This window comes from Paenibacillus endophyticus, from assembly GCF_014192395.1.
GTDB lineage: Bacteria > Bacillota > Bacilli > Paenibacillales > Paenibacillaceae > Pristimantibacillus > Pristimantibacillus endophyticus.
Window position 1 is genome coordinate 469,374 of sequence record NZ_JACHXW010000002.1, and the last position, 15,169, is coordinate 484,542.

14 protein-coding genes are annotated in these 15,169 nt (G+C 49.7%); 3 read left to right on the plus strand and 11 right to left on the minus strand.

Annotated features, from left to right (window positions below; all coding sequences use genetic code 11):
* Nucleotides 1–79 precede the first annotated feature (79 nt).
* The 8 genes from FHS16_RS04780 to FHS16_RS04815 all read right to left on the minus strand — a co-directional run bounded on the left by FHS16_RS04780 (nucleotide 80) and on the right by FHS16_RS04815 (nucleotide 6,269).
* The gene (locus FHS16_RS04780) at nucleotides 80–1,030 is read right to left on the minus strand and encodes a hypothetical protein (protein WP_183559364.1); all 951 of its coding nucleotides are present in this window, start codon (nucleotides 1,028–1,030) and stop codon (nucleotides 80–82) included.
* A 20-nt stretch (nucleotides 1,031–1,050) separates the two neighbouring features.
* Nucleotides 1,051–1,437 carry a ribosomal maturation YjgA family protein gene (locus FHS16_RS04785; RefSeq protein WP_312890775.1) on the minus strand — a complete coding sequence of 129 codons (387 nt, stop codon included), beginning with the start codon at nucleotides 1,435–1,437 and terminating at the stop codon, nucleotides 1,051–1,053.
* A gap of 189 nt (nucleotides 1,438–1,626) precedes the next feature.
* On the minus strand, nucleotides 1,627–2,436 hold the full coding sequence (gene nadE, locus FHS16_RS04790; protein WP_183559365.1) for an NAD(+) synthase: 810 nt from the start codon (nucleotides 2,434–2,436) through the stop codon (nucleotides 1,627–1,629).
* A 15-nt stretch (nucleotides 2,437–2,451) separates the two neighbouring features.
* Nucleotides 2,452–2,886: a BrxA/BrxB family bacilliredoxin gene (locus tag FHS16_RS04795; protein ID WP_183559367.1), complete on the minus strand. Its 435-nt coding sequence runs from the start codon at nucleotides 2,884–2,886 to the stop codon at nucleotides 2,452–2,454.
* 102 nt (nucleotides 2,887–2,988) lie between these two features.
* Nucleotides 2,989–3,360, minus strand: coding sequence for a DUF3905 domain-containing protein (locus FHS16_RS04800; RefSeq protein WP_183559369.1), 372 nt, complete (start codon nucleotides 3,358–3,360; stop codon nucleotides 2,989–2,991).
* Between the two features lie 13 nt (nucleotides 3,361–3,373).
* Entirely contained in the window at nucleotides 3,374–3,514 is a 141-nt protein-coding gene (locus tag FHS16_RS04805) for a hypothetical protein (protein ID WP_183559371.1), read from the minus strand.
* Between the two features lie 129 nt (nucleotides 3,515–3,643).
* Entirely contained in the window at nucleotides 3,644–5,311 is a 1,668-nt protein-coding gene (locus FHS16_RS04810; RefSeq protein WP_183559373.1) for an ATP-binding protein, read from the minus strand.
* A gap of 121 nt (nucleotides 5,312–5,432) precedes the next feature.
* A complete protein-coding gene (locus tag FHS16_RS04815) occupies nucleotides 5,433–6,269 on the minus strand; it encodes an alpha/beta hydrolase (RefSeq protein ID WP_183559375.1) in 837 nt (278 codons plus the stop codon).
* Between the two features lie 63 nt (nucleotides 6,270–6,332).
* Between FHS16_RS04815 and FHS16_RS04820 the strand changes: the two genes are divergently transcribed.
* Nucleotides 6,333–7,586: a BaiN/RdsA family NAD(P)/FAD-dependent oxidoreductase gene (locus FHS16_RS04820; RefSeq protein ID WP_183559377.1), complete on the plus strand. Its 1,254-nt coding sequence runs from the start codon at nucleotides 6,333–6,335 to the stop codon at nucleotides 7,584–7,586.
* Between the two features lie 105 nt (nucleotides 7,587–7,691).
* Here FHS16_RS04820 and FHS16_RS04825 read toward each other — a convergent pair whose 3' ends face one another.
* Nucleotides 7,692–8,102, minus strand: a complete 411-nt coding sequence (locus FHS16_RS04825) for a hypothetical protein (protein ID WP_183559379.1) — start codon at nucleotides 8,100–8,102, stop codon at nucleotides 7,692–7,694.
* Between the two features lie 181 nt (nucleotides 8,103–8,283).
* Here FHS16_RS04825 and FHS16_RS04830 point away from each other — a divergent pair, with 181 nt between their 5' ends.
* Entirely contained in the window at nucleotides 8,284–9,189 is a 906-nt protein-coding gene (locus tag FHS16_RS04830; protein WP_183559381.1) for a helix-turn-helix domain-containing protein, read from the plus strand.
* Between the two features lie 107 nt (nucleotides 9,190–9,296).
* On the opposite strand, the gene xylB is transcribed toward FHS16_RS04830, so the two are convergent.
* Both xylB and xylA read right to left on the minus strand, forming a co-directional pair.
* On the minus strand, nucleotides 9,297–10,793 hold the full coding sequence (gene xylB, locus FHS16_RS04835) for a xylulokinase (RefSeq protein ID WP_183559383.1): 1,497 nt from the start codon (nucleotides 10,791–10,793) through the stop codon (nucleotides 9,297–9,299).
* A gap of 20 nt (nucleotides 10,794–10,813) precedes the next feature.
* The gene (xylA, locus tag FHS16_RS04840; RefSeq protein ID WP_183559385.1) at nucleotides 10,814–12,127 is read right to left on the minus strand and encodes a xylose isomerase; all 1,314 of its coding nucleotides are present in this window, start codon (nucleotides 12,125–12,127) and stop codon (nucleotides 10,814–10,816) included.
* 229 nt (nucleotides 12,128–12,356) lie between these two features.
* Here xylA and FHS16_RS04845 point away from each other — a divergent pair, with 229 nt between their 5' ends.
* Nucleotides 12,357–13,586 (plus strand): ROK family protein, encoded by a 1,230-nt coding sequence (locus FHS16_RS04845; RefSeq protein WP_246431593.1) that lies wholly within the window; start codon nucleotides 12,357–12,359, stop codon nucleotides 13,584–13,586.
* Nucleotides 13,587–15,169 lie beyond the last annotated feature (1,583 nt).

Consider the following 15,169-nt stretch of genomic DNA (forward strand, 5'->3'; position numbering starts at 1 on the left):
ATTGTAAACGCCTCGCCCAAAACTGACAACCGTCCTTTCATTTCCAGCTGCTGCCCGGCCAAGTTTTCAAATCAGCCGCTTAACGACCAATGATGTACCGGAATTTTTCGATGAATCGCGCTTCATCGCTGCCTGCTCGCTTCAAATGATCATAAAAACTGAATGGGAATTTAAAAGCATGTCCGAAATCCCACTCATTCTTGCTACGCCCCTTCTCCCAATAGCCAAGCTCGGTAGGCAAATACTCCGATCGTTCAGCGGGCTCCAGTGGAATACGGTCAACAGCCGAGTAAAGCTTAATGGCCTCGCCTGGTTTGAGATGGTGGCTTGCCTGTAAAACGTTAACCAGCCTGCGCAGCGGCAGCTGTCCCCTCTGAAAAAAGGAGCGATGCCCCATATCGTATAGGAGATTCAATGCATGGGAGAACGTCAGCATATGACCGATAAGGTCATGATGTGATTCTGCCTCATATATGATGGAGAAGGCTGCCAGCTGTTCCAGCACGTACGCGGAGAGCTCCTTAGGCTCCCGTGGGAGCTGAAGCTGATCCATGCTTGACAAATCCAGCCTCTTTACCTCCGCTACGCTATAGCCGATCCATGAACGCCCGGGAATGGTCTTCCGGAAAGAGAGGACCAGCTCGGATAAGCCGCTTATCTGTTCTTCCGTTCCCCAGCCCTGCAGCTCGCGGATCGCTATCAGGCTAACCGCGCTGTAAATAACGTTATGACCGACCCAGTGGAGCTCGTCAATCGTTTGTTCCAAAGCAGCCAAAATGGTCGATTCCGCATAAGCAGGCTCGCATCGCTCGCTATTCACATATAGGGAGGCTGTGCCATGCTTGTTCAGCATAGCCTCCGTTTGCGAAACAATCGCTTGAGAAAGTATCCCGTCCCCTTCATGCTCTTGGGCAAAAAAATAACCGGCGATCGCTGCCGCCCCATAATGCGCATGCCATATGTCTCCGGTTTCTTGCTTGCACTGCGAGAGGATGGCGAGCCCCTCCTCTAATAGGTTCTGATTCGGCATGCTCCTGCAACCCTCCGTATTCATGTTTTTCGTTTTTGCAGCAGTAAGCGGTCCAATAACATCGCAATTCCGATTCCTGCTGAATAACGAACCAAATCCACCGTCAAATAACCGCTTCCAAGCACTAGCGCGCCGATTGTAGTTCCCCGGATCGCGTTTATCCACTCAGCCTGGTACAGCTGAGAGAACTCGATGCCAAAACAAAATAAGAAGCTCAGCAGCGCTGACCGCTTCAAGCTCACTGAAGCGCCAAGCATGCGAATACCGAAATAAACCATACTTGCCCAAAGCGCATCGCCCATATGCACCGAAACGAATGCGGGAAGACTTTCGGCGTACCGCCTTGAGCCATATCCAAGGAGCATCGTCGTTAATGCTGCAATTAGGTAACTTATTCTTGCATTCACGCTCTGCGCTTCCCCCGCTCCGTGCGCACCAAAGATGCTGATTCGGCTTGCTGACAAGAAAGCTTCCAAACAAGAAAGCTTCCAAATCCCTTTTTGGACAAGACTTGTAATAAAAAAGACTGTCCCGCTCCGATTGATCGGTGGCTGGACAGTCCGTATGTTGTGTTGCAAGCTTACGTAAGCTGCAGCTTAGATACCCGGAATCGGGGACCGCTTATGCTCGGTTTTCACATATTGCTTCTCAAGCTTCTCGCGCGCTTCAGCACCGATTTCCTTGCCTTCGAGGTAATCGCTATTGTCACCATAGGTGATGCCAAGCTCATCCTCGTCGGTTTGTCCATCCCAAAGCCCAGCTGTCGGCGCTTTATCCAGCACGCTTTGCGGCACGCCAATATGCGAGGCCAGCTGACGCACTTGACGCTTGTTAAGGGTACTGAGCGGTGTCACATCTACCGCACCATCGCCCCATTTGGTATAAAAGCCTGTGATCGCTTCGGAAGCATGATCTGTTCCGACTACAAGCAGGTTCAGATCGAACGCAAGCGCGTACTGCATAACCATACGCGTTCTTGCCTTTACGTTTCCTTTGCCTCCGCGGCTCAAATGGCGAGGAATACCGAGCGACTTGAAGCTGTGCTCCACTTCGATTGCGATCTCGTCGACCGCTTCCGCAATATTCGTCTCCGCGCGATGCTTCAGCTTGAACGCTTCCGCAACGGCGTAGCTGTCAGCTATATCCGATTGATCGCCATAGGGCTGGAACACACCCAGCGTCATATAATCCTTGCCGGTTTCTGTACTCAGCTCATCCGTTGCCTGCTTGCAAAGACCAGCTGCAACCGCGCTGTCAATGCCTCCGCTTATCGCAATCAGCAACCCAGTCGTACCTGACTGGGTTACATATTGCTTCAAGAAATCAACGCGAGCCCGAATTTCGGCTGCAGGATCAATTTCTGGCTTAACGCCCAATCTCTCAATAATTTCTTGTTGTAAGCTCATAGTCACCTTCCTAAATTAGCGGCAGAACCGATCGAAAGCGTCCGAAAGATCAGCGGCAATGTCTGCTGCGGAGCGATTCTCGATCTGGTGGCGCTCGATAAAGTGTACAAGCTCTCCGTCTTTCATCAAAGCGATGGAAGGGGAGGAAGGCGGGTATGGTGCAAAATATTCGCGAGCTTTGGCTGTTGCTTCTTTGTCTTGACCGGCAAATACCGTATACAAATGATCCGGCGTAATATCATGCTGCAGCGCATCCGCAACGCCTGGACGGCATTGGCCTGCTGCGCAACCGCAAACCGAGTTCACGACAACAAGCGCCGTGCCTTTAGCATGAGGCAATTTTTCTTCTACTTCCTCAGGTGTGCGAAGCTCCTGGATACCGATGCGAGTAAGATCGTCCCGCATAGGCTGCACCATATCTAACATGTATCGTTCGAATGACATCGACATCGAAACACACTCCTTTAATTACTTTATTTTAGCTACTATTATACCGTCCGTAGTCAAAATAAAGCAACCGGAGCGCACTCGCTCCGGCTGTTCTTTTTCTATTCAGTCGCGGGACTCGTTAGACTCATCCAATCCGTGTGATGCATTTTTGTCAGGGTGAGTAAATATTCCCCCTTGCGGCGGCAAGCCTTCTTCGAATATATCACGGTTCTCGGCTGTCAGAAATCCTATATCTTTGAACGGATGTATCCATTCATCACCAGCCATGACGGCTGGATCCGTCTCCACACTCCATTGCGACAAAGGAGAATCCGGAGATTCATATACATGGTCGCCAATGATTACGCCATATTTGTTCACGAATGGAGCACGATTGCCTCTTCCCTCGCGAAACTGCGGAAGAAACGCAATCTCGTACGGATCGAGCGCCGGGTCGTCTACTTGCCGGCTCTCTTCTTGCTCGCCCTCAGCCATCGATCCCACCGTCCTAAACGGAAGGACGGTTAGGTCCGTCCAGCTTTTTGTCAAATGCAGCAGATTCGGGCTGTTCACCGCTGCCCGCCTTATTTTTTGCTTCCTGCTCTGCTTGCTCCGCAGAACGTCCTTTGTTCTCATTATTAGATGTCATTGCCAATGCCTCCTCCCTAGAACGTATCTAACCGCATGAGACGGTTATCCTTCTTAGGTAGTATGCGCAGGCAGGCGCTTCCTTATAAATCCCCGTAAGATGATGTTGACCGCAGCCATTCTCCTTCATTTAGCTTGCCAGCACCCGGGATAAAAAGAACGTTACAATGAACGTTGTTCCTTCACCCTCGCGTGATTCTACGTCAATGCAGCCATTATGCCTCTCGGCTATGCTTAGGCACAATGGAAGTCCCAGCCCCGTTCCCTGAGTCTTCGTTGAAAAAAAAGGCTCGAACAAATGCTTCATTTGTTCAGGCGGAATGCCTATGCCTTGGTCTTCAATTCGAAGCTCGACTTTATCACCGAGACAACGGGTGCTTATATGAAGCGAACCTTTATTCCCCATCGCCTCCATCCCATTGCGAGCGAGATTAAGGAACAGCTGCTTAATCTCCCTATTATTCATCATAAGCAGCGGCATATCCTCGCACAGACTGACTTCGAGCAATTGTCCACGCAAATTCGCATCGGCATTAAGCAGCGGTACAAGCTCATTAATAATATCGTGGAGTGACGAAGGCTCCATAATAAGCGCCCGATTCTGGGCAAGTGATAAAAAATCGCTAATAATCATATTCGCGCGGTCCAGTTCCTCGATTACAATGCGGAAATATTCCTCATGGCTTTTGGGGCTGCGCTCCTGAATGAGCTGAACAAAGCCGCGGATGACCGCCATCGGGTTGCGAATCTCATGCGTAATGCTGGCAGCCATCTGGCCAACCAAGCTTAGCCGCTCCATCCGCCCTACTTCATCCTGAAGATGGCGCAGCTCCGTTACGTCCTGAGCAATCAAGGCGGCTCCCGAATTTTGCTCATCGAGCGGCATGCGAAGCGTAATAGTGGTCAGCAGCAGCATTTTTTCACCGCTAACCAAAGGAATCTGGGATGATTTCTCCCCGCTTAGCGCTTGATTAAGCAAATTCACGTAGGTTTCGCCTTCACCGCTTTGGAATACGAGTGGGAAGGAAGTGCCGAGCAGCTCCCTTGCCCCTATGTATTTGGGCTTCAGGCTAAGTAAGGTTTTGGCAATTTCATTAAAATGCGTAATCGCTCCATCCCCATCCACGATGATAACGCCAAAGGAGGTTTCATCAATAAACTGCTGCAGCTTCTCGACTTCGTTGCGGTATTTGACGGATAAATGCTTCACTTCGTCAAACAGCTGCTGCTTCTCCCTTACATTCTCAATCATAAATATAGACAACCAAGTCGCAAACAATGTCGCTGACGTAGAGATTAACAGCACAAGCAGCATGATAGGCGACCATTTTTCCTCTATGATCGAGATGAAGCCTATGATCGTAATCGAGTAGAATAGCATCATACCCGACATGATCAGAAGCCCTTTTATTTTTTTGCGATCGGAAGAAATGCGTTGAAAGCGTCGAGTAGCCATAAGGATGATCGGAACGAATACGACAACGAATATGCTGAAGCTAATTATTTCCCACATACTGTCAAGCATCGGAATTCGAATGCCTATGTATAAGAGCGTTAACAAGATTAGCGTAGGCCCGCCTCCGTAAAGAGCGCCTATCAAATAGGGAATCAGACGAAAGTCGGCTTCATAGCCAAATACGGTCGTGGCTGTCAACATGCACAGTATCATAGACAGACCGCATAAAATACCCATAAATGCCGGCATTCCCTTCCAGCTTTGCTCTTTGTTGAACCAAAGCTGGAAAGCAAATACGGGTACCAAGGACACGATAAATTGTAACAGCAATTCCTTTAACACAACGATCGGTTCCCCCTGCCGCGCCTCGAATGCATGCCACATATTTAATTATCTATTATTTAATAAAGCGTTATCATAAATATAATCCTATTATTCCGATTAAAACACAAAATACATGTATTTACAATTGTTCTTCTATCCAATAAATAAGCTCGCCTATCGTCCGCTCCCCTTCGATATCATTATGCAGCTCATGGTACCCGCCCTCCCATCGCCTAAAGCTGCAAATGTCTCCAAGCACACCCGCTAGCTGCTCGCTTGCTCCGATTGAAGTGACGCGGTCGGATGTGCCGTGCAGAAGCAACATTGGCACGTGAAGGCTCGACGCATTGGCAAGCGCCCACTCGCCTCCATCGCTTATTTCCTTAAAGGTGCGAAGCGTGATCCGGGTATGGCAGAGCGGATCGCCTACAATCGCCGCAGCATGCTCGTAGCCGGGGCGGAACAGATCAGCGGGCTTCAGACCTGTCGATTGCTGCAGTGCCGGCATGAAAGCAGCCAGCTTGCGGCCAAGCCACTCTACCGCCGCATGAGGCTTGAAGGCCAGCTGCAGCCAGGGGCTGGTCAATATAAGACCTTGAATGCGGGGACGTAGTCGCAGCGCGCAATTAATGGCGACATTGCCGCCCATGCTGTGTCCATACAAAAAGATAGGAAGACCAGGGTGACGTTCGGCAGCGGACTCAATGACTAAACCAGCGTCGCTTGCTGCTGCGCCTAGCGAGTGCAAATGCCCTCTTTTGCCCGACGATCGTCCATGACCGTGCTGATCGTGTGCAACTACCGCAATTCCCGCCTCGACGAATCGGGCAGCAACATGGCCGTAGCGGTCGCCATGCTCCCCCATACCATGTATCAGGCAAACAACGGCCTTCGGCTTGCCCGTAACGGGCGTCCATCCCCTAACATATAGCGACGCCCCTTTGGCTCCTATAATTACCCATTCCTCACGCAGCATCCGAACGCCGCCTTTCTTTTGTGGTATGATAGAACCTACTAATAATATAGCAGGTGGATAGCGATGCAATATGATGCAATTGTAATAGGCGGCGGCTCCGCCGGACTAATGGCCAGCATAGCCGCAAGCAAGGAAGGAGCGAAAGTGCTTCTTCTCGACAAAGGCGAGAAACTAGGCCGCAAGCTCGGCATTTCCGGCGGAGGCAGATGCAATGTAACGAATAACAAGGATTTGGATGAGCTGATCAAGCATATTCCGGGAAACGGGCGTTTTCTGCACAGCACCTTTTCCAATTTCAACAACAAGGATATCATTGCTTTCTTCGAGAACCTCGGCATTGCCCTCAAGGAAGAGGATAACGGTCGGATGTTCCCCGTGTCAGACAAAGCAAAAACGGTAGTCGATACGTTAATTAATCAGGTTCGCAAGCAAGGCGTCAAAATCATATTGAACGCTCCTGTCGATCATATCATGTATGCAGGCGGAAGAGTGACTGGTGTTCGCATAAAATCTGGTGAAAACTTCAGCAGCAAAAGCGTAATCGTCGCTTCAGGAGGCAAATCGGTTCCGCAGACCGGTTCAACCGGAGACGGTTATGCTTGGGCGGAAAAAGCGGGCCATACGATTACCGAGCTTTTCCCAACGGAGGTGCCACTTACATCGAACGAGCCTTTTATCGTAAGCAAGGAGCTGCAGGGCCTCTCCCTAAGGGATGTAGGGCTGTCCGTCTGGAGTCCGAAGGGAAAGCAGCTGATCAAGCATCACGGCGATATGCTGTTCACGCATTTCGGTATTTCCGGCCCCATCGTGCTGCGGTGCAGCCAGTTTGTCGTCAAAGCGCTCAAGCAATTCGGCACGGGCAATATTGAAGTAGCGATCGACCTCATGCCAGACAAAAGCAAAGACGAGGTGTACCAGGAGACGCTGCTGCTTGCCGAGAACGAATCCAAAAAAACGATTAAAAACGTGCTAAAAGGCATTTTGCCCGAAAAAATGATTCCGCTTCTGCTCCTGAAGGCAGGTTTGCCCGACAGCCTCACCTATGACAACATTCCAAAGCAGGACTGGCTTGCCCTCTCGCAGCTCATCAAGCATTTCCCGATTCGGGTGTACGGCTCGCTTTCAATAGAAGATGCGTTCGTAACGGGCGGAGGCATCAACCTGAAGGAAGTAGATCCAAAAACGATGCAGTCGAAGCTGATGAACGGCCTTTATTTCTGCGGAGAAATTCTCGACATTCACGGATATACCGGAGGCTACAACATTACTGCCGCATTCTCCACAGGCTATACGGCAGGACTACATGCGGTACTATAACTGCACATGCAAAAGGCTGTCGCTAATGTCTTCAGACATTGGACAGCCTTTTTTGCCGTTTACCGGCTGTTATTCAGAAAGGTTAGATGCCGGAGGTCAATAGGATTAGATCCGAACATCTCCCGAGAAATGATCATAGGTGCCTGGATCAGGAAGAAATTCGTCACGGCAGTCCGCGTCCTCGTCGCGGTTGCGAAGTTCTTCATCATCAACTAGCGTCTGATCTCCGTCTATCCAATCCTCATTGACAAGATGGGCCGGAATCGCAATTGCATCTAGTGAATACGCGCTGCCCGTAACGGCATCGGCATCAATTTGAGCGTGATCCACCAGTTGTCCACCATGCGACTGGACGATCTCAAGCGCCGAGGTCAGGTCGCTTCCCGCAGTGTGGACATGCATGCGGCTTCCATCATGGAGAACCGTCTCATAGCCGAGCTCCCTAAGCGTATCGCAGGCCAATGCAGCGCTTTGAGCGTCATTGAAATCAAATAGTAATGCGGAATTGCTGGGCATGTCCGATCATCCTTTCTAGCGTTTGGGATAGCTTGCCCAGCTATGAATCAATTATGTACTATGCATTAAAAACGCATGACAAGATATAGTCACAACTAACTATATGATTATGTTAGGTTTTATGACATAATCATTACATACGCGTATGCTGCATACGTGATTCGATGGGAGGGTGTCACCGATGAATCATTTATTTTATTTGCTTTCAGATCCTATGCTTATCATCGAGTCCGACGAATCCCGTTGGTCCATTCGCGATGTCAATCAAGCCTTTGCTGTTTTTTCCGGATTCAAGAAATCAGATCTTATGCTGCTTGACCCTTCTTCTCTCATCTCAACTGAGGAAAACGGCCTGACCTTCGATCAAGCTATTCACCTGCTGTCAGATGATTTCGCTATTTCTCCACTTCTGGAATGCAAGCTGGTAACCAAAGCCTCTCAGCCCGCCGATGTCCGTCTCACATGCCGTAAGCTGCAAATGGGCGAGCAAACCGTCTATGTGCTGATCTGCAAGGATATGCGCGAAGCCAAGTGGATTGATGAATATATCACTCACAAAAAAATAATGATATCGTCCCTCATCAACGAACGATACAGCATCTTAAGCCTAAAGCATTATTATGCTCCCGTGCAGCAGCCCTCGTCTTCGTACGTGAACAAGTTGATATTCGACCTTGTCGCCGAGCATGACCGAAGCAAGCTCAAGCGAGTGCTCGACTATGCCAAAAACAACCGCACGGATGAAGCCGTTGATTTTCAGCTCAAGCTCGGAGACCGCTATTACAGCGCCGAAGCGGTAATTCAGCCTTTCTATAACGGGAACCGCAGCTTCAAAAACTTCGTCGTCATTCTTACGTCTCTGAATGTGAACAACCAAGACGAGGATCCCTCCTATAAGCTCCGCATGCTCATGCTGAGCAAAAACATATCCGTCACCTCGCTCGCGCAATCAACCCTGATCTCCTTAACGACAATTTCCAAAATTCGCAATGGCAAAATAAAAAAGCCCCAACGCCTAACCGCGGAGCTAATCGCAGGCGAGCTGGGGGTACGGCCGGAAATGATTTGGAGCAGCTATAAGCACTAATCGCTGCTTCATTCTTTCTTGACACCTTAAACCTTCAAGCAGCGGCTTTTTGAAAATAACAAAAAAAGAGCGGTCTGTCTCTGTTGAGACAAGCCGCTCTTTGCTATTTATCCGCGATATGGCGCCAATGCTTCGTTCAGTGATTTGGTTTGCTCGTAAACCTGCTGATATACGTTGAAGATACCCGCATAAGCAGCAACTGCCTCTGGATTCGGAGAATACGATTCCGCATGCTTCACGAATTTGTCCGCGCAAGCTTCCAAACTCTCGAACCATTCGGAGCCGTAGGCTGCCAGCATAGCCGCACCGAGTCCCGGCCCCTGCTCATTCGCAAGCGAAACGACCTTCGCATCAAAGATGTCTGCCTGCATTTGCAGCCAAACCGGATTCTGAGCGCCGCCGCCGATCGAAATGATGGTGTCGACCTTTTTGCCCGCTTTCCTGAACATATCAACCGACTCATTAAGCGAGAACGTGATGCCCTCCATAACCGCACGGGCAAAATGAATCCGCTCATGCGAGCCGTCTATGCCGATAAAGCTTGCACGGATAACGGAATCCGGATGCGGAGTACGCTCTCCGACGAGATACGGAGTAAACAGCAGTCCGCCTGCTCCCGGCTTCACGCCGCCAACGCCTTCAAGCAATTGGTCAAAGGATTCGTTTGGCGCGAATGTTTTCTTGAACCAGCTTAAGCTATAGCCTGCAGCCAGTGTAACGCCCATGACATAGAAAGAGTCTTCCTTGCCGTGGTTGAAGAAATGAACCTTGCCCGCAAAGTCCTTCGACTTGTCATTCTCGTACGAGAGAATGACACCTGAAGTACCGATGCTGCACAGCGTCAAGCCTTCGGACAGAATGCCCGAGCCAATCGCTCCGCATGCATTGTCGGCACCGCCGGCAAACACTTTCGTAGTGGCCGGGAGTCCGGTACTTTCGATGAACTCCGGCAATAAGTTACCGACCAGGCCGTGGGATTCCACTAATGGCGGACAGAAGCTCGCTGGAAGCTCAAATGCTTCAAGCACCTCGCCGCTCCAGGCTTTTCCAGCTACGTCAAGCAGCAGCGTGCCTGCCGCATCGGAATAATCCATATGCAACTCGCCCGTTAACCGATAACGCAGGTAATCCTTCGGAAGAAGGAACAGCTTTGCTTTCGCAAAGGCTTCCGGCTCATTCTCGCGCACCCAAAGGATCTTAGGGAGCGTAAAGCCCTCCAGAGCAGGATTGCGCGTAATGCTAAGCAGCTTGTCGCCAAGCTTTTGCTCAATGTCGCGGCATTGTCCCGTCGTACGAGTATCGTTCCAAAGGATAGCGTTGCGAATCGGATTGCCATCGCCATCGAGCAGCACAAGTCCATGCATTTGACCGGAGAAGCTAATTCCTTCAATCTTGCCGGCATCTATGCCTGCAGCGGATGTCAGCTCTCTCAACGCCTCTACCGTTCCTTCAACCCAATCATCTGCACGCTGCTCACTCCAGCCGGTGTGTTCATGGAACAGCGGGTAGCTGCGGGATGCTTCCCCAGCCACCGTGCCGTTCTTATCAACGAGAAGCACCTTTACGGCGCTCGTACCCAAATCTATCCCGATTACGTAACTCATATGCTCAAAAGCCTCCCGACTTAAACGCTGAAAATAACTTCGCTCAAGATCAGGCTGATGCGCTCTTGGCGGCCTGATTCGTTTTTGATCGGGTTGTTTTGAAGCGCATATTGCTCAAGCGACGCAAGCGTTGCTTTGCCCGATACGATTTCTGCGCCGATGCCTTCTTTGAAGCTGCGGTAACGGTTGTCAACGATATTGTCGAGAATTTTCTCTTCCGTAAGCTTGGCTGCCGCTTTAAGACCCCAAGCGAAGCTGTCCATGCCTGCGATATGGCCTAGGAACAGATCTTCCGCTTCGAATGAGCCGCGACGGACCTTCGCGTCAAAGTTAATTCCGCCGCGGCCGATGCCGCCTGCTTTCAATACTTCAAACATCGTTAGCGTTGTGGAGTACAGATCAACCGGGAACTCATCCGTATCCCAGCCTAGCAGCAAGTCGCCTTGGTTCGCATCAAGCGATCCCAGCACGCCGTTGATTGCAGCCGTACGGATCTCGTGCTCGAATGTATGACCGGCAAGCGTTGCGTGGTTCGCTTCAAGGTTAAGCTTGAAGTGGTCTTTCAAGCCGTATTTTTGCAAGAATGAGATCGTTGTTGCCGCGTCGAAGTCGTATTGGTGCTTCGTTGGCTCTTTCGGTTTAGGCTCGATCAGGAATTGCGCATCGAATCCAATTTCATTCGCATATGCGATTGCCATATGGTACAAGCGAGCAAGGTTATCAAGCTCAAAGCCCATATCCGTGTTAAGAAGTGTATCGTAGCCTTCGCGGCCGCCCCAGAAAACATAGTTTTCCGCGCCAAGCTCTTTGCCGACTTCTAGGCCTTTCTTTACTTGTGCAGCTGCATAAGCATAAACATCGGCGTTAACCGCTGTTCCTGCACCGTGCACGAAGCGCGGGTTCGAGAACATGTTAACCGTGTTCCAAAGCAGCTTCTTGCCAGAGGATTTCATGTTGTCCTTCATTAGTTCAACGATAACATCCAGGTTCTTGTTCGTTTCTTGCAGCGTTGCGCCTTCTGGAGCGATGTCCACGTCGTGGAACGCGAAGTAAGGCACGTTCAATTTGTTCAAAAATTCAAAGTTAGCCTCTACGCGAGCTTTCGCACGGTCAAGCCCGTTATATTGATCCCAGCCGCGAACCATAGTCGGTGCGCCGAACGGGTCTGTACCGTTAGCGTTGAATGTATGCCAGTAAGCAACAGCGAAGCGAAGATGCTCTTCCATCGTTTTGCCTAGAATGACTTGTTTAGGATCATAATGTTTGAATGCCAGCGGATTATCGGAACCTTTACCTTCAAACTGGATCGTGTTGATTTCTTTGAAATAACTCATAGAAATTGAAATCCTCCTTATCGGAATTCGATATTTTTGTTAGTGCTTACATTTAGAATAACATGCCTTAACTTAGTTTGTCTATTAAACAAACTAAGTTTTTATGTTAAACTAATCGTACCTTGCATTTTTGTGCATCGCCGTATTCAGTATGCGAAGCCAGCAAGCCGTATATTCGACATTTCGTGATACAATGATAGATATTGTGACTTGGACGGAGGCTTATTTTTTGAAAATCAAACCAACAGGAGACTTAGCGCTCATCAAAAAGATCAATACGGCCATCGTGCTCGAAGCCGTACTGAAGCATGCCCCGCTCTCGCGGGCGCAAATATCCGAGCTGACTGGGCTTAACAAAGCGACTGTGTCAAGCTTGGTCCAGGACTTAATCGACAGCCATCTCGTTCTCGAGAATGGACCCGGACAATCGAGCGGAGGGCGCAAGCCCGTCATGCTGCTATTCAACGGTACGGCTGGCTATGCGGTAGGCATAGACCTTGGCGTTAATTATATCCGCGGTATGCTTGTAGACATGGAAGGCAATGTCATTGCCGAGCTTCAGCGAGGACTCAAGCAGAATTCCGAGCAGCAGCGAGGACTCGATCTGCAGAATGCCGAGCTGCAGCGTGGACTCAATCTGCAGAATGCCGAGCAGGCAATCGACCAGCTAACATCCTGCATCGAGCTGTTGATAAAAGAAGCTCCCAATAGTCCATATGGCATCGTAGGAATAGGGGTTGGCGTTCCCGGGATCGTAGACGACAACGGCACTATCCTTTTCGCTCCCAATTTGAAATGGCGTCAGGTTGAGCTGCAGAAGCAGCTTGAGGAGCGCTTTGGCCTGCCTGTTACGATCGACAACGAAGCAAATGCAGGTGCGCAGGGCGAGCAGAAGTACGGAGCAGGCCGCGGCATCCCCAATCAAATTTATGTAAGTGTGGGTATCGGAATCGGAACAGGAATTATACTGAATAAAGAGCTCTATAAAGGGACTTCGGGTTTTTCCGGCGAGCTCGGGCATCTCTCGATTGAGTATGACGGCAAACCCTGCAGCTGCGGGAACAGGGGCTGTTGGGAATTGTATGCATCTGAAAATGCGCTGCTTGAGCGTGCTTCCTTACTCGGCTATGAAAGCCTCGAGGAGTTATTGGAAGCAGCTGCCGAGGACGATGAACGCGTCGTGGCGCTCATTCGCTCCATTGGCGATTATTTAGGCGCTGGCATTGCCAATATTGTCAACGTCTTTAATCCTGACGTGGTCATCATCGGCAATCGTATGAGCCGCGCGGCGCAGTGGCTGGAACCTGCTGTGCAAGCAGCCGTTGACCAGCGTACGCTGCCCTATCACCGCGAGCGGATGCGAATATTATTCGCTGAGCTTAAAGATCAATCCGCCGTGCGTGGTGCCGCTTATTACGCGATCAGCACGTTTTTCTCCAAAATAAAAAGCGGACAATAGGTATGCTCCTCGTGGTTAGCGAGTAACCTAGCTTTGCCTGGGCTATTGTTGAAGTTACGCTGCAGAAAGTACAATAGAAACCTCACACATGTCAGTATCCGAGGGGCTACGTTGTACAAAGTACAACGAAAACCGGGAATTCCGCTGAAACAAACTAGAATCTGTCCATTTCATTGCAGAAACTGCAATGTAGCGTAGGTGTTGGCTTGCTAATTGGTCATTCTACTGTAGAAAGTGCAATGTAGCGCGGACGTTACTGGGTATATCCGAGTTGCCTCTCATCGTCTGCACCATCTCTGGGTAGCTACACTGCAGAAAGTGCAATAGAAGCCTCATACGTGTCAGTATCCAAGGGGCTATGTTGTACAAAATACAACGAAAACCGGGAATTCCGTTGAAACAAACTAGAATCTGCTCATTTCATTGCAGAAACTGCAATGTAGAGTAGGTGTTGGCTTGCTAATTGGTCATTCTACTGTAGAAAGTGCAATGTAGAGTGGGGGTTGCCTGCTAATTGGTCATTCTACTGCAGAAACTGCAACGTAGCGCGGACGTTACTGGGTATATCCGAGTTGCCTCGTTTGGTCTGCACCATCTGGGAAGCTACGCTGTAGAAAGTACAATAGAAACCTCACACGTGTCAGTATCCGAGGGGCTACGTTGTACAAAGTACAACGAAAACCGGAAATTTCGCTGAAACAAACTAGAATCTGCTCATTTCATTGCAGAAACTGCAATGTAGCGTAGGTGTTGGTGTGCTAATTGGTCATTTTACTGTAGAAAGTGCAATGTAGAGTGGGGGTTGCCTGCTAATTGGTCATTCTACTGCAGAAGCTGCAACGTATCGCTGACGTTACTGGGTATATCCGAGTTGCCTCGTTTGGTCTGCACCATCTGGGAAGCTACGCTGCAGTAAATTTCATTGCAGAATCTGCAATGTAGCGTGGGGGTTGGTGTGCTATTTGGTCATTCTACTGTAGAAAGTGCAACGTAGGGCGGACCTTACTGGGTATATCCGAGTTGCCTCGTTTGGTCTGCACCATTTGGGAAGCTACGCTGCAGAAAGTACAATAGAAACCTCACACATGTCAGTATCCGAGGGGCTACATTGTACAAAGTACAACGAAAACCGGGAATTCCGCTGAAACAAACTAGAATCTGTCCATTTCATTGCAGAAACTGCTATGTAGAGTAGGTGTTGGCTTGCTAATTGGTCATTCTACTGTAGAAAGTGCAATGTAGTGTGGGTGTTGGTTTGCTAATGGTCATTCTACTGTAGAAACTGCAATGTATCGCGGACGTTACTGGGTATATCCGAGTTGCCTCGTTTGGTCTGCACCATCTGGGAAGCTACGCTGCAGAAAGTGCAATAGAAACCTCACACGTGTCAGTATCCGTGGGACTACGTTGTACAAAGTACAACGAAAACCGGAAATTCCACTGAAACAAACTAGAATCTGCTCATTTCATTGCAGAAACTGCAATGTAGCGTGGGTGTTGGTGTGCTAATTGGTCATTCTACTGTAGAAAGTGCACTGTAGGGTGGGGGTTGCCTGCTAATTGGTCATTCTACTGCAGAAGCT

What these genes read in the sequence shown, in the direction of transcription:
- FHS16_RS04780 (WP_183559364.1), bottom strand. Translation starts at nt 1,030, where the DNA reads ATGCCGAATCAGAACCTATTAGAGGAGGGGCTCGCCATCCTCTCGCAG.
- nadE (WP_183559365.1), bottom strand. Translation starts at nt 2,436, where the DNA reads ATGAGCTTACAACAAGAAATTATTGAGAGATTGGGCGTTAAGCCAGAA.
- FHS16_RS04795 (WP_183559367.1), bottom strand. Translation starts at nt 2,886, where the DNA reads ATGTCGATGTCATTCGAACGATACATGTTAGATATGGTGCAGCCTATG.
- FHS16_RS04800 (WP_183559369.1), bottom strand. Translation starts at nt 3,360, where the DNA reads ATGGCTGAGGGCGAGCAAGAAGAGAGCCGGCAAGTAGACGACCCGGCG.
- FHS16_RS04805 (WP_183559371.1), bottom strand. Translation starts at nt 3,514, where the DNA reads ATGACATCTAATAATGAGAACAAAGGACGTTCTGCGGAGCAAGCAGAG.
- FHS16_RS04815 (WP_183559375.1), bottom strand. Translation starts at nt 6,269, where the DNA reads ATGCTGCGTGAGGAATGGGTAATTATAGGAGCCAAAGGGGCGTCGCTA.
- FHS16_RS04820 (WP_183559377.1), top strand. Translation starts at nt 6,333, where the DNA reads ATGCAATATGATGCAATTGTAATAGGCGGCGGCTCCGCCGGACTAATG.
- FHS16_RS04825 (WP_183559379.1), bottom strand. Translation starts at nt 8,102, where the DNA reads ATGCCCAGCAATTCCGCATTACTATTTGATTTCAATGACGCTCAAAGC.
- FHS16_RS04830 (WP_183559381.1), top strand. Translation starts at nt 8,284, where the DNA reads ATGAATCATTTATTTTATTTGCTTTCAGATCCTATGCTTATCATCGAG.
- xylB (WP_183559383.1), bottom strand. Translation starts at nt 10,793, where the DNA reads ATGAGTTACGTAATCGGGATAGATTTGGGTACGAGCGCCGTAAAGGTG.
- xylA (WP_183559385.1), bottom strand. Translation starts at nt 12,127, where the DNA reads ATGAGTTATTTCAAAGAAATCAACACGATCCAGTTTGAAGGTAAAGGT.